Raw genomic sequence first — 18,612 nt, 5'->3', positions numbered from 1 at the left:
GCGCAACCGCCTCGAAAGGGATCGGACATGGCAGGCAACGGATTGAGGGCGGCATCTGCCGGGGCGCTGGTCAGCGCGGCCCTTCTGCTGTCCGCCTGCACCCCCGAAACGCAGGACCGCGCCACGCGGCAGGCGGCCAAGGGCGTCGTGAACACTGTCATCGCATCGCGGTTCCCCGGCTTGCCCGCGCAGCCGGTCACCGATTGCGTGATCGACAACGCGACCACCTCGGAAATCCTGACGCTTGCCTCCGCCTCGCTTACCGGGGTGACGGAAACGACGCAGGCGACGACGCTCGCCATCCTCCAGCGCCCGGGAACGGTGCGCTGCCTTGCCACGTCCGGGACCTCCGGCGTGCTGGCGGGGCTGTAGGGCGATGCGGCTCTGGGCGATCATACGGTCTGTGCCGGGGGGCGTGCGGTGAGCCGCGCCGCCCCCAGCCCCACGCCTGCCCGCAAGGGCGGCTTCAACTGGCGGCGCAGCCTGCGCCGCACGGTGGAGCGTTTGCGCCTTCAGACCGTGTACCGCGACAAGGGCGTGCAGGTCCTGGCCCAGAAGGGGCCGGGGGACTCGGCAATCGTCGTGTTCTCAAGCCTTTACGGCAATTTCCCGGCAGCACAGCCCGAAATGGCGGGCACCGCCACGGCGCGGGGCGCGCGCCCGGCGGTGTTCGTGCGCGACCTGGCGCAGGGCTGGTTCCAGGATCCCGCCACCGGCGCGGCGCTGGTGAAACACGTGCGCGCGCACCTGGACCGGCTCGGCGCGCGCCGCGTCATGGCCGTGGGCGACAGCATGGGCGGCTACGGCGCGCTGGTCTACGCGGCGGAGATCGGCGCGGACACAGTTCTGGCCTTCGCGCCGCAGTACGACGTCTCACCCGAAACCATGCCCGACGATCCGCGCTGGAAGGAGTTCCGCAACCGAATTCCCGAATTCTCACGCGGGGCGATCGACGGCTACCTAGACCCTAAGGTCAGCTATTACGTCCTGCACGGGCGCGAGGGGGCGGACATCGTCCATTGGTCGCGCTTTCCCGTGGGCGATCACCTGCACCACTACCTGATTCGCAGCCAGACCCACCCGATCAGCATCTGGCTGAAGTCGATCAACCAGCTTTCAGCGGTGTTCGACCATGCGCTGGCCGACGACCGGGCCGGGTTCGCCGCGCTGATGGAGCAGCTCGGCGGCCATCTGCGCGATTCGCAGGACAGCTATCTGACCCTGCCCAACGACTGGTACCGCACCCGCTTTCCCGAGCTGATGCGCGGTGTCGACCTGAGCAACACCCCCCACGCCCCCCACCTGGAGGGGCGCATATGACACGATTCTTCCCGGAACCCGCACAAGCCCCACGCGGGCCCTGGCGTTTTGACGAAAGGCAGCACCATGCAGAAATATGACGAGACCTGGGTGAAAGCCCAAGAAGCTGCGCGCAAGACCATGTCCGAGACCGGTCTGTACCGGGAGGAGGACGAGCATTCCTCCTGCGGGGTCGGGCTGGTGGTCAGCATCGACGGGCAGCCTCGCCGCGAGGTGGTGGAAGCCGGTATCACCGCGCTGAAGGCGATCTGGCACCGTGGCGCGGTGGACGCGGACGGCAAGACCGGCGACGGCGCGGGCATCCACGTGCAGATCCCGGTGTCCTTCTTCCAGGACCAGGTGCGCCGCACCGGCCATGAGCCCAGCGACGCGATGCTGGCCGTGGGCATGGTGTTCCTGCCCCGCACCAACTTCGGCGCGCAGGAAACCTGCCGGACCATCGTGGAAACGGAAGTCCTGCGCATGGGCTACACGATCTACGGCTGGCGGCATGTGCCGGTCGATATCTCGGTTCTCGGGGAAAAGGCGAACGCCACCCGCCCCGAGATCGAGCAGATCCTGATCTCCAACTCCAAGGGCGTGGACGAGGAGACGTTCGAGCGTGAACTCTACGTCATCCGCCGCCGCATCGAGAAGGCCGCCGCTTCGGTCAAGGACCTGTATATCGCGTCGATGTCCTGCCGCTCGATCATCTACAAGGGGATGATGCTGGCCGAGCAGGTAGCCGAATTCTACCCGGACCTGAAGGATGCGCGGTTCGAAAGCGCCTTCGCGATCTATCACCAGCGGTATTCCACCAACACCTTCCCACAGTGGTGGCTGGCGCAGCCCTTCCGGATGCTGGCCCACAACGGTGAGATCAACACCCTGAAGGGCAACACCAACTGGATGAAGAGCCATGAAATCCGCATGGCCTCGGACGCGTTCGGCGAGCATCAGGACGATATCAAGCCGATCATCCCCGGCGGGTCCTCGGACTCGGCCGCGCTCGATTCGGTGTTCGAGGTGATGGTCCGCGCCGGGCGCAGCGCGCCGATGGCCAAGACCATGCTGATCCCCGAGGCGTGGTCCAAGACCGCCACCAAGATGCCCGACGCATGGGTGGACATGTACAATTACTCCAACGCCGTGATCGAGCCCTGGGACGGCCCCGCCGCCCTGGCGATGACCGACGGGCGCTGGGTCTGCGCGGGGCTGGACCGGAACGGCCTGCGCCCGATGCGCTATGTCGTGACCGGCGACGGGCTGGTGATCGCGGGCTCCGAGGCGGGGATGGTCCCGGTGGACCAGATGAACATCCTCGAAAAGGGCGCGCTCGGCCCCGGCCAGATGCTGGCCGTGGACATGACCGAGGGACGGCTCTGGCATGATGTCGAACTGAAGGACATGTTGGCGAACTCCAAGCCCTTCGGGGAGTGGGTCGGCTCGATCACCAACCTTGAGGAAACCCTGGCCGACGTGGCCGAGGACGCGCTGTTCGCCGGCAATGACCTGCGCAAGCGGCAGGTCGCGGCGGGCTATTCCATCGAGGACCTGGAAACGATCCTGACGCCCATGGCCGAGGACGCGAAGGAAGCCATCGGCTCCATGGGCGACGACACGCCCAGCGCCGTGCTGAGCGAGCAGTACCGCCCGCTGAGCCACTACTTCCGCCAGAACTTCAGCCAGGTGACGAACCCGCCCATCGACTCCCTTCGCGAGCATCGCGTGATGAGCCTGAAGACGCGGTTCGGCAACCTCAAGAACGTGCTGGACGAAGACAATTCCCAGACCGAGATCCTGACCCTGGACAGCCCCTTCGTGTCCAACGGCCAGTTCGCGGAAATGCGCCGCATCTTCGGCGACACCGTGGCCGAGATCGACTGCACCTATGCCCTGGCGGATGCGGGCAACGCGTTGCAGGACGCGCTGGATACAATCCGCCTGATGGCCGAGGAAGCCGTCCGCGCCGGGGCGCAGCACATCATCATGTCCGACATCGCGCAGGACGAGTCCCGCGTGCCGCTGCCGATGATCCTTGCGACCAGCGCCGTGCATTCCTGGCTGACGCGCAAGGGGCTCAGGACCTTCTGCTCGCTCAACGTGCGCTCGGCCGAGTGCATGGACCCGCATTACTTCGCGGTCCTGGTGGGCGTCGGCGCGACCACGGTCAACGCCTACCTGGCGCAGGACAGCCTTTCCGACCGGATCGGCCGCGGCCTGCTGGAGATGGACCTGAAGACCACCGTCGCCCGCTACCGCGAGGCGGTGAACCAGGGCCTTTTGAAGATCATGTCCAAGATGGGGATCAGCGTCATCAGCTCCTATCGCGGCGGCATGAACTTCGAGGCGGTGGGCCTGTCCCGCGCCATGGTGGCGGAATATTTCCCCGGCATGACCTCTCGGATTTCGGGGATCGGCACGATCGGCATCAAGAAGCAGGTCGAAAAGGTCCACGCGCGCGGCTGGCGCCAGGGGGCGGACGTGTTGCCCATCGGCGGTTTCTACAAGGCGCGCCGCTCGGGCGAGACGCACGCTTGGGGCGCGCAGGCGATGCACGTGCTGCAATCCGCCTGCGACAGGGCCAGCTATGACCTGTTCAAGCAATACAGCCAGATGATGCAATCGGCCCCGCCGATCCACCTGCGTGACCTGCTGGGCTTCAAGCCCGACCTGACCCCGATCCCGGTGGAGGAGGTGGAGAGCATCACCTCGATCCGCAAGCGTTTCGTCACGCCCGGCATGTCCCTCGGCGCGCTCAGCCCTGAGGCGCACAAGACGCTGAATGTGGCGATGAACCGCATCGGCGCGAAGTCCGACTCCGGCGAAGGGGGCGAGGATCCGGCCCACTTCCACCCGGAACCGAACGGCGACAATCCGAGCGCGAAGATCAAGCAGGTCGCCTCGGGGCGCTTTGGCGTGACGGCGGAATACCTGAACCAGTGCGAAGAGCTTGAGATCAAGATCGCCCAGGGCGCCAAGCCCGGCGAGGGCGGCCAGCTGCCCGGCATCAAGGTGACGGAACTCATAGCCCGCCTGCGCCACTCGACGCCCGGCGTGACGCTGATCTCGCCGCCGCCGCACCACGACATCTACTCGATCGAAGACCTGGCGCAGCTGATCTATGACCTCAAGCAGATCAACCCGCGCGCCAAGGTCTGCGTGAAGCTGGTCAGCCAGTCCGGCGTGGGCACCATCGCCGCAGGCGTGGCCAAGGCGAAGGCGGACGTGATCCTCGTGTCGGGCCACAACGGCGGCACCGGGGCCAGCCCGCAGACATCGATCAAATACGCCGGTCTGCCGTGGGAAATGGGAATCTCCGAAGCGCATCAAGTGCTGGCGATGAACAACCTGCGCGACCGGGTGACGCTGCGCACCGACGGCGGCTTGCGCACGGGGCGTGACATCGTGATCGCGGCGATGATGGGGGCCGAGGAATTCGGCATCGGCACCGCCGCGCTGATCGCCATGGGCTGCATCATGGTGCGCCAGTGCCAGTCCAACACCTGCCCCGTCGGCGTCTGCACCCAGCGCGAGGATCTGCGCGCGAAGTTCACCGGCAACGCGGACAAGGTGGTCAACCTGATCAGCTTCTACGCGCAGGAAGTGCGCGAGGTGCTGGCCAGCATCGGCGCGCGCTCCCTGGACGAGGTGATCGGGCGCGCGGACTTGCTGACCCAGGTCAGCCGCGGCTCGCAGCACCTGGACGACCTGGACCTGAATCCGCTGCTGATCAGCGTCGACAGCGAGGCGGAGGCGGTCTACGACCGCAACAAGCCCCGCCAGTTGGTGCCCGACACGCTGGACGCGCAAATCGTCACCGACGCCGACCCCTTCTTCAAGGACGGCGAGAAGATGCAGCTGTCCTACTCGGTGCAGAACACGCACCGGACCGTGGGTACGCGGGTGTCGAGCCATATCGTCAAGCGCTTCGGGATGCGCAACGCGTTGCAGCCCGATCACCTGCGCATCCGACTGGACGGTTCCGCCGGGCAAAGCCTTGGCGCCTTCGCCGCGCCGGGCCTGAAGATCGAGGTCTTCGGCGACGCGAACGATTATGTTGGCAAGGGCCTCTCCGGCGGCTCGATCGTGGTGCGCCCGGCCCTTGGCAGCCCGCTGGACGCGGCGGAGAACACGATCATCGGCAACACCGTGCTCTACGGTGCGACCGCCGGGACCCTGTTCGCCAACGGCCGCGCGGGAGAGCGGTTCTGCGTGCGCAACTCGGGCGCGGACGTAGTAGTCGAAGGCTGCGGGTCGAACGGGTGCGAGTACATGACCGGGGGCACGGCGGTGATCCTCGGGAGGATCGGCGACAACTTCGGCGCGGGCATGACCGGGGGAATGGCGTTCCTGTACGATCCCGACGGCGACGTGGGGGTGAAGCTGAACCGCGACACGATCCTGTCCCAGCCGGTGCAATCCGCCCATTGGGAGTCCGTGTTGCGCAGCCTGGTCGAGCGGCACCAGCTTGAAACCGGCAGCCAGCGCGCGGCCGAGCTGCTGCGGAACTGGGACCAAGCCCTTGGCCAGTTCGTGCAGATCTGCCCGAAGGAGATGGTCAACCGGCTGGAGCATCCCCTCAGCGACGAGGCGGCCGCGATCCCGGCGGAGTAAGATGTGCGGGGGATGGGGTTTGCCCCTTCCCCCTTTCGGGCGAGGAGAGGGCCGGCGCCAGCCCGCGGGGTGGCGCAACTGCCCTCGATGCGGCGCGCTTTATGCCTGCCACATGTCTGTATCATCCACGCCCCGCGCGGTGGCAGACAAAGCGCCAGCCCGCCCCCCGGGGCGGGCTGGCGCTGGCCCGGCGCGCTGCGCGCTTGATTCCGGGCTTGGGCGGATCGGCCCGTATCCTTCCCGTATGGTTAACGATTTCTTGATTCTTTCGCGTTTCTGTCGGCCGGTACCCTTCGGAGCCCGGCCATGCGCGACCCCTACATTTTCAGCCAGATGCACCGGATACCGGGCTATCTCGACCCCGGGGACGCGCTGATCCTGCGCGCCGTGCTGACGCATCAGAACGCCAGCGGCTACGCAGGCGGCGCGGCGGAAATCGGCATCTACTACGGACGCTCATGGTTCCTGATCCGCCAGATGCTGCGCGACGGGGAAAAGGCCCTCGCCATGGACCTGTTCGACATGGACGCCGCCGGGCAGAGCCAGATGGGCGCCTTCCTGGACCATGGCCAGACCCTCGGCATCCCGGTGCTGCCAGAGCAGGTCCTTCAGGCCGACAGTGCCACCCTCAGCGCCGGGGACATCCTGGCGCGCACCGGCCCGGTGCGGCTGTTCAGCGTCGACGGCGGCCACCGCCTGGCCCATGTGAAGAACGACGCCGACCTGGCCCACGACTGCCTGAGCGGTGAGGGCGTCATCGTCTTCGACGACTTCTTCAACCCCGAATGGCCCGAGGTTTCGGCGGCGGTGATCGACTTCCTGCGCAGCTCTCGCGGGGCGCTGCGGCCCTTCGCGGTCAGCCAGAAGAAGCTGTACGTGGCCCGGGCGCGCCATTGCGCGGAGTACTCGGCGGCGATGGACCGCGCGCCGGGGCTGCGGCGGATGGGGCGGGTGCCGGTCTCGTTCTTCGGGCATGACGCCTTGCGCATTCGCCACCCTCTGTGGCGGCGCGCCGCCTACGAGGGGTTGTCGCGGCTCGGCCTTGGCCGGGTCAGCGCCCTGCTCTACTGAGGCGGCGCTTGTCCTGACGGCCCCGGCCATGGCAGGGAAAGGGGCACTGAAACAAGGCAAGCGGGCGGACGATGGCGAAGACGCGGCGATTTCGGATGCCCCGCTGGCTGCGGCGCGGGCTGGCCTGGCTGGGCCTTGGCGCGCTGGCCTGCTTGCTGCTGGCAGCGCTGCTGGTGCTGGTGCTGCGCTTCGTGAACCCGCCGGCGAACATCTACCAGCTATCCGAGGCGCGGCGGCTTGGCGGCATCACGCGCGCCTGGGTCGACCTTGACACGCTGCCCGCCCATGTCGCCCTGAGCGCGGCGGCGGCGGAGGACGCGAATTTCTGCGTTCACCACGGCTTCGACCTGGACGCGATCCGCGCCGCCCTTGCCGGGGGCGGGCGGCGGGGCGCATCCACCATCAGCCAGCAGACGGCGAAGAACGTGTTCCTGTGGCCCGCCCGCTCGTGGCTGCGCAAGGGGATGGAGGCGGGTTTCACCCTGCTGATCGAGGGGATCTGGCCCAAGCACCGGATCATGGAGGTCTACCTGAACGTCGCGGAATTCGACACCGGCGTCTTCGGGATCGAGGCTGCGGCACGGCATCACTTCGGCATCGGCGCGGCGGAGCTGAGCCGCACGCAAGCCGCGCGGCTGATGGCGGTGCTGCCCGATCCCAAGGGCCGCTCGGCGGTGCGCCCCGCCGCGCGCGAACTCAGCCGCGCGGCCCAAATCGCGGCGGGCGCGCGCACCCTGGACGCGGACGGGCGCGGGGCCTGCCTGGCCCGATAAAGCTGGGAAAAAAGCTGATCCGCTTTCCGCCGATGCGCATTTGCCGAGTTGCAGAAGCCGCCCGCTTGGGCCTAATAGAACCATGCGACGTTTGTATCATCAGCCCCTGTCCCCGTTCTGCCGCAAGATCCGCCTGGTTCTTGCGGAAAAGAAGATCGAGGTGGAACTGGTCGAGGAGAAGCCCTGGGAAAAACGCATGGATTTCCTGCGGCTGAACCCCTCGGGCAAGGTGCCGGTGCTGCGAATCGACGGGCTGGTGCTGGCCGAAAGCTCGGCCATCTTCGAGTACCTCGAAGAGGTGTACCAGACCGCCCAACTGCTGCCCGACACCCCCGCCGAACGTGCCGAGGCGCGCCGCCTGGCGGCCTGGTTCGACGACAAGTTCCACCACGAGGTCACCGTCAACCTGCTGTATGAGCGGGTGAACAAGCGCCTGGCCCGCGCGGGCTATCCCGAAAGCAGCAAGATCAAGGACGGCGCGAAGAACATCAAGTACCACCTGGACTACATCGGGTGGCTGATGGAAGGCCGCCGCTGGCTGGCCGGGGACCAGATGTCGATCGCCGACTTCTCGGCCGCGGCGCAGCTGTCCTGCCTCGACTATATCGGGGACGTGGACTGGTCGCGCAGCGCGGCGCTGAAGGAATGGTACGCCAAGGTCAAGTCCCGGCCAGCGTTCCGCGGCCTGCTGGCCGACCTGCTGCCCGGGTTCACGCCGCCGTCCCATTATGCCGACCTGGATTTCTGAGCGGCAGGCGATGGAGCCTCCGGCGGGGATATTTGAGGGACTTTGGAAATGAGCGGCGCTGCCGACCTGCGCGCCCGCCTGGAGGCGGAGGCAGAGGCGGCGGGCTTCACCAAGCTCGGCATTTGCCGCCCCGATGCGATTCCGCAGGCGGCGGAGCGGTTGCAGGCCTTCCTTGACGCCGGACGCCATGGCCAGATGGACTGGATGGAGCGGCGCGCCAACTGGCGGGGCGATCCGACGGAACTGTGGCCCGAGGCGCGTTCGGTCATCATGCTGGCCGAAGCCTACACCCCGGTGGGCGACCCGCTGGCCACGCTGGACCACCCCGAGCGGGGTAATATCAGCGTGTATTCCCGCGGCCGCGATTACCACGACCTGGTGAAGAAGCGGCTGAAGCGCATCGGGCGCTGGCTGGTCGATGCGGCGGATTGCGAGATCAAGGTGTTCGTCGATACCGCGCCGGTGATGGAAAAGCCGCTGGCCGCCGCCGCCGGGCTGGGCTGGCAGGGCAAGCACACCAACCTGCTGGGGCGCGACCTGGGGAACTGGGTTTTCCTGGGCGCGATCTTCACCACCGCGGAACTGCCGGTGGACGCGCCGGAAACGGACCATTGCGGCAGTTGCCGCGCGTGCCTGGACATCTGCCCCACGAACGCCTTTCCCGCGCCGTTCCAGCTGGATGCGCGGCGCTGCATTTCCTACCTGACGATCGAGCATGACGGCCCGGTGGACGAGGATCTGCGCCCGCTTCTGGGCAACCGGATCTATGGCTGCGACGATTGCCTTGCGGTCTGCCCCTGGAACAAGTTCGCTGTTGAGGCGCAGGAGGCCGCCTACTGGGCCCGCGCGGAGTTGCGCGCGCCCCGGCTGGACGCGCTGGCGGCGCTGGACGACGCGGGGTTTCGCGCGGTTTTCTCAGGCTCCCCCATCAAGCGGATCGGGCGCAACCGCTTCGTGCGCAACGTGGCCTATGCCATCGGCAATTCCGGTCGCCCCGAGTTGCTGCCGAGTGTCGAGGCGCTGACCGAAGACCCGGACCCCGTGGTCGCCGAGGCCGCCGCCTGGGCCGTGGCCCGGCTGAGGGGCGCATTTGCGTGACCGCCGCCCTTTGGTGTAGGCGGGTCGAAACGCGCAGCACGAGGAGGGTTTCTTGAACAAGCACCTGTTTTGCCTTGGGTATGGCTTTACCGCCCGCACGCTGGCGCGACGCCTGATCGCGCAGGGCTGGCGCGTGACCGGGACCACGCGCAGCGCCGACAAGCAGGCCGCGATCGAAGCGGACGGGGTCACGCCGCTGCTGTGGCCCGGCACGGATATCGCGCAGGCGTTGGAGGAAGCGACGCACATCCTGTCCTCGGTCCCGGCAAAGCGGGATGGCGACCCGGCCCATGACGTGCTGGACCGCCCTTTGCCGCGCGCCGAATGGGTGGGCCTTCTGTCCACCACCGGGGTTTACGGCGATCACGGCGGCGACTGGGTGGACGAGGACACGCCGCTGGTTCATTCCACCCATCGCGGCGGGCTGCGCGCGGATCAGGACGCCGCCTGGATGGCGCTGGCCGCGCGCCACGGCTGGGCGCTGCACCGCTTCCGCCTGGCGGGGATCTATGGCCCCGGACGCTCGGCGCTCGACAAGATCCGCGATGGCAGTGCGCGGCGGATCGTGAAGCCCGGGCAGGTGTTCAGCCGCATCCACGTGGAGGATATCGCGACGGTGCTGGAAGCCTCCATCGCGCGGCCCAATCCCGGCGCGGCCTATAACCTGGCCGATGACATGCCCGGCCCGCCGCAGGACGTGATTGCCTTCGCCGCCGAGCTTCTGGGTGCGGAAGTCCCCCCCGATATCCCCTTCGAGACGGCGGACCTGTCGCCAATGGCGCGCAGTTTCTATGCCGACAACAAGCGGGTGCGGAACGACCGGATCAAGACCGAGCTGGGCGTCACCCTGCGCTATCCCGACTATCGCACGGGGTTGCGCGCGATCCTCGCAGACGGAAACTGAGGCAATCAGGGGTTGCCCTGTGCCTTCAGACATTGGAAAAACAGGGCAACCCAAGGCAGAGGCGGTAGAGCGTGAGCAGACGAGCGACTTCAACGGCGGCCCTTGCAGTGCTTCTGGCAACGGCCGGGGGCGCGGCGGCGCAGAGTTACAACCTGTACGGGCGGCCCGGCCTGATCGACCTGCCGAGCGCGGAATCCTTTGACGATGCGCAGATCGGGGCGACGTTCTCCGGCTTTGGCGAGACGCGGCGCACCTCGGTCAACTTTCAGCTTCTGCCGCGGGTGAACGGCACGCTGCGGGTGTCCACCATCCGCGACGTGCCCGGCGGGCCGAACGTGTCGGACCGCAGCTTCGATCTGCAATTCCAGTTGCTGGAGGAAGACGGCTGGATGCCGGGCCTGGCGCTTGGGTTCCAGGACCTGCTGGGCGACGGGCCCTACGGGGCGGAATACCTGGTCGCGACCAAGACGGTGGGCGCGGGCTTCACGCTGAGCGGGGGCCTGGGCTTTGGGCGGCTGGGCAGCGACGGCGGCTTTGGCAATCCCTTTGGCCTCGACACCCGGCCCGACCCGACAGTGCCCGGCGGGCGTGTGCAGGGGGACCGGTACTTCCGGGGCGACGCGGCGTTTTTCGGCGGCGTGGCCTGGGAAACCCCGGTGGACGGGCTGACGCTGAAGGCGGAATATTCCTCGGACGCCTACGAGGACGAGGTTGCGGGCGGGTTCGACCGCGCGTCGCCCTTCAATTTCGGGGCGACCTACGCGGTGAACGACAGCGTGCAGCTTTCGGCCGCCTACATGTACGGCTCGACCGTCGGCGTGTCGCTGTCCTTCACCGGCAACCCGTTGAAACCGCTGGCCCCCCAGGACCTGGGCGCTGGCCCCGCGCCGGTGCGCGCGCGGGCGGCGAATGCGCCGATGGGCACCGCCTGGGCGGACAACCCGCAGAACCAGGACACGCTGGTGAAGGCCTTGGGAGAGGCTTACGCGCCGGACGGGATCATCATCGAACAGGCGAAGATCACCGGCACGGAGGCCGAGCTTTACGTGCGCAACACCGCCATCCAGCGCGAGGCGAAGGCCATCGGCCGGGTCGCCCGCGTGCTGGCGCTGGCGCTGCCGCCTTCGGTGGAAACCTTCCGCATCACGCTGGTGGAGGACGGGCTGGCGATCCGCACGGCGGAGATCAAGCGCTCGGACATGGAAGCGCAGGTGGATACGCCCGACGCCAGCCTGAAGAGCTGGCAGACGACGGGCCTGCTGGACGCGCGCGGCAGAATCGCGGGCGAAAACGTCTGGACGCGCGAACCGGAGGAGCGGTTCACATGGTCCTTCGGCCCCTCGATCCCGCTGAACCTGCTGGACCAGGACGACGGGTTCCGCCCGGACCTGCTGCTGACGGCGAACGCGGCCTACCAGGTCGCGCCGGGCCTGTCGGTCAGCGGCTCTGCCAGCCGGTTCCTGGTGGGCGAGGCGCAGCAGGATGTCTCCACCTCGACCAGCCCGCTGCCGCGTGTGCGCTCGGACAGTGACCTGTACTACTCGGGGCGGGACGTGAGCCTGGACCGGCTGACGGCGGACTGGGTGTTCAAGCCCGCGCCGGCGGTCTACGCGCGCCTGACCGGCGGCGTGCTGGAGCGGATGTTCACCGGCGTCAGCGGCGAGCTGCTGTTCGCCCCGGTCAACAGCGACCTGGCCCTTGGGGCGGAGCTGAACTACGTGCGCCAGCGCGACTACAACGAGCCCTTCGCGCTGCTCGACTACGAGGTGGTGACGGGGCACGGCTCGCTCTACTGGGATACGGGCTATCACGGGATCGAGGCGCAGCTGGACGCCGGGCGCTACCTGGCCGGTGACTGGGGCGCGACGGTGTCGCTGGGCCGCAGCTTCGCGAACGGCTGGAACGTGCGCGGCTATGTCACCCGGACGGACGTATCCTTCGACGATTTCGGCGAAGGCAGCTACGCCAAGGGGTTCGAGATCACGATGCCCCTGCGCTGGGGCCTGCCGTTCGAGAACAAGTCCGAGGCCCGCGTGTCCCTGCTGCCGAGCGAGAACGACGGCGGCGCGCGGCTGGACATCGAGGGGCGGCTTTACGAGCGGATCAAGGATCTTGACCGCCGCTCGCTGGAGGACGGGTGGTCCGCGTTTTGGCAATAAGGCACGCCATCGTCACCATGTGCCTGCTCGCCCTGGCGGGGTGCTCCAGCGGGGGCAACCCCATCGTGGACGCCGCGCTGGAACGCTTCACGGGCGAGGATGACGCCCCCACGGCCACCGGCGCCCCTGCCCCGGCGAACGCGCCGCGCCGCAGCGCCGGGATCACCCGCGCCGCGATCGAGGCGACGGGCACCGCCATGATCCGCGGCCGCCTGGTGGAGGAAAACTCCCGCTCGGTTCTGAGCGGGGTCACGGTGAACGGGCCTTACGTCACCTATGCCTCGCGGTTCGGGCAGTTGCTGACGCTGAACGGCTCGCTGATCACCGGCAGCCGGGGCATCGGCACCGACCTGCTGTCCCTGACGCCCGGCGCGAACGATCCGCTGGTGCGGGCGCGGCCCGTCGCGTCCTGGCCCGCAACGATCCGGCGCACCTACCGCGTGCCCGGCCCCGGCCCCGGAGGGCGGGCGATCACCGTGACGTGCCGCTACCAGCCCGGAGAGACGCGCGAAATCGAGATCGTGGAGGTCATCCACAAAGGCCAGCAGGTGGAGGAAATCTGCTCCGGCGATGACGTCAGCTTCACCAACGTGCATTTCGCGGATGCCGAAAATGGCTTCGTCTGGCGCTCGCTGCAATGGCTGGGGCCGGACCAGGGGTTCATCGACCTGGAAGTGCTGGAACCCTTCACCAGCGACTGAGCGGGTATCCGCCTGCCCCGGCGCGCCTGCGCGATACCGGGTCCCCGAAACGAAAAAGGCAGGCGCCAAAGCACCTGCCTTTCAACCCCCCGCTGGTGCGGGAATTTCGATATCAGTCCTGGCTGACTGCGATCGCTGCGCCGACGATGACGACGGCCAGAAGGGGAACAACCCAACCAGCGTTGGAACCCATGGGCTCTTCAACCATCGGCTCTTCGGGAGCAACGAATACTTCAACGTTACCAGCGAAAGCGGGAGTAGCGGTCAGCAGTGCTGCTGCAACCAGAGCGGCTTTTTTCATTTTGGTCTCCTTGGCCAAATGTTTACGCATGCGTGCCCTGCGCGCGGGCAGTGCAGTCACACGCCTACTTGCAAACCGGTCACAATTCAACGTTCAGCAAAAAAAAGTCGTTCAGTTCCGAGCCATTGTGCTTTTGATGCCATATGGCGCATTTTTAAGTAGAAGATTTCTAAACGAGAAGGACTTGTGTCCCAACGCTTGCCCAGCCGAACAATTCCGCAATGTCCTCATTGTATAGGCCGATGCAGCCGTTTGAAGACTTGCGCCCGATCTTGCGCGTATCGTTAGTGCCGTGGATCCGATAGTATTGCCAGCTCAGGTAAAGCGCGTGGGTACCAAGCGGGTTTTCCGGCCCCGGCCCCACGTAGGTGGGCAAATCTGGGTTGCGTTTCAGCATGTTCGGCGTCGGGCGCCAGTCCGGTCCGACGCGTTTCTGCACAACCTGTGTGCGCCCGGTCCGCGTCAGTTCCGGGGTCAGCGGCACCGAGGTGGGATAGATCTTGTAGCGCCCGCCATCCTCGGACCAGTAATGCAGCGCCCGGGCCTGTGTATCCACCAGGATCGCGCCGTTGTTGAGGCTGGGGAAATAGTCCGACCAATGCCGCGAGATGAAGCCCGAGACCCGCCGGTCCAGCCCGGCCTGGCGCAATTCCATCAGCTGCGAACTGTCCAGACCCGCGACCGGCTCGGTATTGGCCTGGCTGACGGTGGCGTAATCGTCCATCAGGGACGACGCGCTGCGGGTGCAGCCCGCGCCAAGCATGCCAAGGCCGGCGCCTGCCATCAGACGCGCCGCCTGTCTGCGGGTCAACTTGTCGGTCGAACGGGTCATATGGTCACTCTCCAAACAATCTGGCCTAACAATCGGGCGAGGGAGGTACCCTGCCGCCGATATGCGGCGGGACATTGGTCGTTATAAGCCAACGACCCGTTTATTTCAAACAGGGTTTGAAAGGATCGGCCAATCCCGATACAGCTTTCGTGTTTACTGCAACACCCTGAGAGTGCTTACATGACCCTAATTTGCCGGATTACCCTTGCTGCTTGCCTGATGTTTGCTGCGGCCTGTACTTCCGGCACGCAGGTCGTGGACGGTGTGCGCATCATAAGCGACAGCGAAGTGAACGGCATCAGGACCGCCCATGTGGATGCGGTCAACGCCTTCCGCTCGACCCAGGGGCAGCCGCCGGTACGGCTGAATGCGCAACTTACCGCCGCCGCGGCGACCCATGCCCGCGACATGAGCGTGCAGGAAAGGGCCTGGCATTTCGGCTCTGACGGGACCTCTCCGCAAGACCGGGCGACGCGCGCGGGCTACGCCGGGCGGGTCCTGGGCGAAAATATCTCGGAATCCTTCGACGACGAGGTGGAGGTGCTGCAAAGCTGGCTGAATGACCGATTCACCCGCCGTGTCATGCTGGCGCCCGAGGCGGACACCGTCGGCTTCGCTTTCCACCAGGAATCAAACGGAAAGCTGTGGTGGGTGCAGCTTCTGGGCCAATCCGGCGGCGTCCGGGAAGGCACCGGCGCACCGGGGTCCTGACCCCCGCGGCGCGCCGGACAGCACCACACCCTTAGGCGGTGATGGTGACGGGCGTACCGACCAACACCCGCGCGTAGATTTCCTCGACCTGGCGGTTCAGCACCGCGATGCAGCCCGCTGTCCAGTCGGGGTCGTTCTTGTCGAAGGGCTTGTTCGCCTCGCCGTGGATGAAGATATCGCCGCCCGGATCGACGCCCAGCGCCTCGGCGCGGGCGATGTCGGTTTCATTGGGGTAGTTGATCCCGAGGCTCAGGTGGAACGAGCTGTTCGGGTTCTTGCGGTCGACCCAGTACAGGCCTTCGGGCGTACGCCCGTCGCCTTCCTGGACCTTGTGGCCCTGCGGCGCGAAGCCAAGCTGGATCGGAAATTCACGGATCGGCTGACGATCGCGAATCAGCAGGAGCCGCCGCTCCGCCTTGAGGACATAGACCTGGTCCGCCTTGGGCAGCCGGGAATAATCGCGCGCGCAGGCGGTCAGCCCGGCAGCGGAAAGCCCCGCCAAAAGCGTCCGTCGGGTTACCGTGGAAGGTCGCATCGAAACTCTACCTCTGATGTTCTGCCTGCTCGTACCCCTCTGCCGGGGGCATGTTGTTGGGACTATACATCCGGGGCGGCAAATCGGGCAAGCGGCACCAATGGCGTTTGATTCAGATCAGGGAACGGGTGATACAGAATCCACATTCTTAGCGTCATTTGAATGGGAGGATATTCATGAACCAGACTGCCGCCCCGGATCGCGCCCCGGAAATCGGAACGATCACACAGCAGGATCTGCGCGCGGCGCTGGCGGCGGGATGGCGGGACTTCCGCGCCGCCCCGGTCTTCGGCCTGGCCATCGGCGCCGTCTTTTCCGTGATCGGGATCGTAATCTACCTTCAGCTCGCCGTCTGGGGAAGCAGCTACTGGGCGCTGCCCCTGATGGCCGGGTTCCCGCTGATCGGCCCCTTCGCCGCCGTCGGCCTGTACGAAGTCAGCCGCCAGCTTGAAGCCGGCGGCAAGCCCGATGCAGCGCGGGTGCTGTCGGTGATTCTGGGGGAGAGCCGCCGCCAGATCCCCTCGCTCGCCTTCGTGGCGCTGTTCCTGTTCCTGTTCTGGGTCTACATGGCGCATCTGATCTTCGCGCTGAGCTTCGGGCTGAAGCCGCTGACCAACATCCTGAGTTCGACCGACCTGCTGATGACCACCGAGGGGGCGACCATGCTGATCACGGGCACGCTCGTCGGTGGCGCGCTGGCAGGTCTGCTGTTCGCGATCACGGTGATTTCCGTGCCGATGCTGGTCGAGCGGGAAATCGACGTGGTGACGGCGATGGTGACCAGTTTCCAGGCGGTGGCGGAGAACCCGCGCGTGATGCTGACCTGGGGCGCGATCATCGCGGTGCTTTCGGCGCTGGCAATGGCGCCGTTCTTCCTTGGGATGCTGGTCATCTTCCCGGTGCTAGGGCATGCGTCCTGGCATCTGTACCGGCGCGTGGTAACGGCCCCGGCGGAGGATGCCTCCGGCGGGGATATTTGAGGACTTTGGAGAGGGGGCTCGCTTACCCGGCGGCAGTTTCCGCGGCGATCTGGGCGCGGGATTTCCGGGCCCGTTCGGTGGCGGATTTCAGCTGACCGCAGGCGGCCATGATATCCTCGCCCCGCGGGGTGCGCACGGGTGAGGCGTAGCCGGCCTTGTTCACGATGTCCGCGAAGGCTTCGATTCGGTCCCAGTCGGAGCGTTCGTAGGGCGCGCCGGGCCAGGGGTTGAAGGGGATCAGGTTGATCTTGGCCGGGATGCCCGCGATCAGCTGCACCAGGCGGCGCGCGTCGGCGTCGGTATCGTTCACGCCCTTCAGCATGACGTATTCGAAGGTGATCCGCTCGGAATTGGACAGGCGGGGGTAGTCGCGGCAGGCCTGGATCAGCGCCTCGATGTTCCACTTCTTGTTGATCGGGACCAGCTTGTCACGCACATCATTCGTGGTGGCGTGGAAGCTGATCGCCAGCATGCAGCCGATTTCCGCCCCCGCGCGGGCGATTTCGGGCACCACGCCGGAGGTCGACAGCGTGATCCGGCGGCGCGACAGGCTGAGGCCTTCGTTGTCCATGGCGATCTGCATCGCGTCGCGCACCGCGTCGAAGTTGTAGAGCGGCTCACCCATGCCCATCAGCACGATGTTGGAAACCAGCCGCTTGCCGTCCGCCTTGTGCCCCCATTCGCCCAGATCGTCGCGGGCCACCAGGATCTGGCCGACGATCTCTGCCGGGGTCAGGTTGCGCACCAGCTTCTGCGTGCCGGTATGGCAGAACGAACAGGTCAGCGTGCAGCCCACCTGAGAGGAGATGCAGAGCGTGCCACGATCCTCCTCGGGGATGTAGACGGCCTCGACCTCGTGCCCGCCGGCGATGCGCAGCAGGTACTTGCGGGTTCCGTCACTGGAAAGCTGGCGCGTGACCACCTCGGGGCGGGCGATGTCGAAATGCTCGGCCAGGAGGGCGCGGTAGTCCTTGGCCAGGTTCGTCATGTCGGCGAAATCCCGCACGCCCTTCTGGTAGAGCCAGGCCCAGACCTGTCCGGCGCGCATCTTCGCTTGCTTTTCCGGCGTGCCGACGCCGATCAGCGCGTCGCGCAGCTGCTCGCGCGTCAGGCCGACCAGGTTGGGGCGCGCCGACGGGTCCCCTTTGCGGGGGATGGTCATCAGGTCTTGCGTGATCGGGGCGGTGGCGGGCATCGGGTCAGGTCCGGTCTGTGTCAGGGCAGGGATTCCGCCCCATATAGGGCGAAAGCGCGGAAACGCAAAGCGCGCCGGCGCCGCAGGGCGCTGACGGGCGATGTGTCCGGGGTCCGGCGGGGCAGCGCCCCGGCCGGGATCAGCGGCAGAGCTTCTCGGCCTCTTCGAGGGCCGCGGTGAAGCCGAGCAGCGAAAATTCGTCGATCGTTGTGGTCCCGCGCGATGAAACGGCGGTCACCGTGGCCGACGCGCCGCGGCGCATGGCGGCGATCATCTCGGCATCCCGCTCGGGCGAGGGCGGCCAGGCCCATTCGCGCGCATCGTCCGCGCCCGGGGCCATCTGGAAGGTGGTGCCCCCGATCGAGACGTCGACGCTGCTGCCCTCTCGGAAGGGGTAGCCGCCAGTGAAGCTGACTTCCTTGTCCACGCCTTCGTCAGGGCGGATCGTCACGAACAGCAGGATATCGCCGCGTCGCACGGACACTGTGCTGCCGTTGCGCCGCGCCTCGGTCTTCACCGGGGGCGAGACGATGTAGCATTCGCGCGGGTCCGAGGGGTTGAACACGCTCCAGTCACGGAACGCGGCCACGGATTCATTGGTTTGCGCCTGCGCAAGCGGGGCTGCCGTTGCGAGTGTCAGGATTGTCAGGGCCATCGCCGTTGCGAGTGTTCGGATCATCTGCCGCGC

Annotated in this window: 17 protein-coding genes; 12 read left to right on the top strand and 5 right to left on the bottom strand. The window is 66.9% G+C overall.

Annotation, left to right across the window (positions count from 1 at the left end):
- Positions 1–27 precede the first annotated feature (27 nt).
- The 10 genes from DJ029_RS04015 (at position 28) to DJ029_RS03970 (ending at position 13,370) form a co-directional block, all read left to right on the top strand.
- Positions 28–372, top strand: a complete 345-nt coding sequence (locus DJ029_RS04015; protein ID WP_112321019.1) for a hypothetical protein — start codon at positions 28–30, stop codon at positions 370–372.
- A 48-nt stretch (positions 373–420) separates the two neighbouring features.
- The gene (locus tag DJ029_RS04010) at positions 421–1,320 is read left to right on the top strand and encodes an alpha/beta hydrolase (RefSeq protein ID WP_112321018.1); all 900 of its coding nucleotides are present in this window, start codon (positions 421–423) and stop codon (positions 1,318–1,320) included.
- A gap of 66 nt (positions 1,321–1,386) precedes the next feature.
- A complete protein-coding gene (gene gltB / locus DJ029_RS04005; RefSeq protein ID WP_112321017.1) occupies positions 1,387–5,916 on the top strand; it encodes a glutamate synthase large subunit in 4,530 nt (1,509 codons plus the stop codon).
- Positions 5,917–6,222: 306 nt separating this feature from the next.
- Positions 6,223–6,987, top strand: coding sequence for a class I SAM-dependent methyltransferase (locus DJ029_RS04000; RefSeq protein ID WP_112321016.1), 765 nt, complete (start codon positions 6,223–6,225; stop codon positions 6,985–6,987).
- Between the two features lie 95 nt (positions 6,988–7,082).
- Positions 7,083–7,760, top strand: coding sequence for a monofunctional biosynthetic peptidoglycan transglycosylase (mtgA, locus tag DJ029_RS03995; RefSeq protein ID WP_232822953.1), 678 nt, complete (start codon positions 7,083–7,085; stop codon positions 7,758–7,760).
- A gap of 82 nt (positions 7,761–7,842) precedes the next feature.
- Positions 7,843–8,508 (top strand): FtsZ-binding protein FzlA, encoded by a 666-nt coding sequence (fzlA, locus tag DJ029_RS03990; RefSeq protein WP_112321014.1) that lies wholly within the window; start codon positions 7,843–7,845, stop codon positions 8,506–8,508.
- Positions 8,509–8,556: 48 nt separating this feature from the next.
- A complete protein-coding gene (gene queG, locus DJ029_RS03985) occupies positions 8,557–9,606 on the top strand; it encodes a tRNA epoxyqueuosine(34) reductase QueG (protein WP_112321013.1) in 1,050 nt (349 codons plus the stop codon).
- A gap of 52 nt (positions 9,607–9,658) precedes the next feature.
- Complete coding sequence (locus DJ029_RS03980; protein WP_232822952.1) at positions 9,659–10,510, top strand: SDR family oxidoreductase; 852 nt, start codon at positions 9,659–9,661, stop codon at positions 10,508–10,510.
- A 71-nt stretch (positions 10,511–10,581) separates the two neighbouring features.
- Entirely contained in the window at positions 10,582–12,669 is a 2,088-nt protein-coding gene (locus tag DJ029_RS03975) for a YjbH domain-containing protein (protein ID WP_112321012.1), read from the top strand.
- Positions 12,670–12,686: 17 nt separating this feature from the next.
- The gene (locus DJ029_RS03970; protein ID WP_112321011.1) at positions 12,687–13,370 is read left to right on the top strand and encodes a YjbF family lipoprotein; all 684 of its coding nucleotides are present in this window, start codon (positions 12,687–12,689) and stop codon (positions 13,368–13,370) included.
- Positions 13,371–13,482: 112 nt separating this feature from the next.
- Here the strand turns inward: DJ029_RS03970 and DJ029_RS03965 are convergent, their stop codons facing one another.
- Both DJ029_RS03965 and DJ029_RS03960 read right to left on the bottom strand, forming a co-directional pair.
- The gene (locus DJ029_RS03965; RefSeq protein WP_112321010.1) at positions 13,483–13,671 is read right to left on the bottom strand and encodes a hypothetical protein; all 189 of its coding nucleotides are present in this window, start codon (positions 13,669–13,671) and stop codon (positions 13,483–13,485) included.
- Positions 13,672–13,840: 169 nt separating this feature from the next.
- Entirely contained in the window at positions 13,841–14,503 is a 663-nt protein-coding gene (locus DJ029_RS03960) for a L,D-transpeptidase (protein WP_112321009.1), read from the bottom strand.
- Positions 14,504–14,683: 180 nt separating this feature from the next.
- Here DJ029_RS03960 and dalA point away from each other — a divergent pair, with 180 nt between their 5' ends.
- Positions 14,684–15,214, top strand: coding sequence for a divisome-associated lipoprotein DalA (gene dalA, locus DJ029_RS03955; protein WP_112321008.1), 531 nt, complete (start codon positions 14,684–14,686; stop codon positions 15,212–15,214).
- 31 nt (positions 15,215–15,245) lie between these two features.
- On the opposite strand, the gene DJ029_RS03950 is transcribed toward dalA, so the two are convergent.
- Positions 15,246–15,749 (bottom strand): L,D-transpeptidase family protein, encoded by a 504-nt coding sequence (locus tag DJ029_RS03950; RefSeq protein WP_112321007.1) that lies wholly within the window; start codon positions 15,747–15,749, stop codon positions 15,246–15,248.
- Positions 15,750–15,925: 176 nt separating this feature from the next.
- On the opposite strand from DJ029_RS03950, the gene DJ029_RS03945 reads away from it, so the two are divergent.
- Entirely contained in the window at positions 15,926–16,729 is an 804-nt protein-coding gene (locus DJ029_RS03945; RefSeq protein WP_112321006.1) for a DUF2189 domain-containing protein, read from the top strand.
- 22 nt (positions 16,730–16,751) lie between these two features.
- On the opposite strand, the gene rlmN is transcribed toward DJ029_RS03945, so the two are convergent.
- Positions 16,752–17,924, bottom strand: a complete 1,173-nt coding sequence (gene rlmN, locus DJ029_RS03940; protein WP_112321005.1) for a dual-specificity RNA methyltransferase RlmN — start codon at positions 17,922–17,924, stop codon at positions 16,752–16,754.
- 139 nt (positions 17,925–18,063) lie between these two features.
- Positions 18,064–18,603 carry an invasion associated locus B family protein gene (locus tag DJ029_RS03935; RefSeq protein ID WP_112321004.1) on the bottom strand — a complete coding sequence of 180 codons (540 nt, stop codon included), beginning with the start codon at positions 18,601–18,603 and terminating at the stop codon, positions 18,064–18,066.
- Between the last annotated feature and the right edge of the window lie 9 nt (positions 18,604–18,612).

Origin of the sequence: Oceanibium sediminis (genome assembly GCF_003265325.1) — a bacterium.
In the GTDB taxonomy this organism is placed as follows: domain Bacteria; phylum Pseudomonadota; class Alphaproteobacteria; order Rhodobacterales; family Rhodobacteraceae; genus Halovulum; species Halovulum sediminis.
Note: the sequence above shows the minus strand (reverse complement) of the source record. Positions and strands in the feature narration are given on the sequence as shown.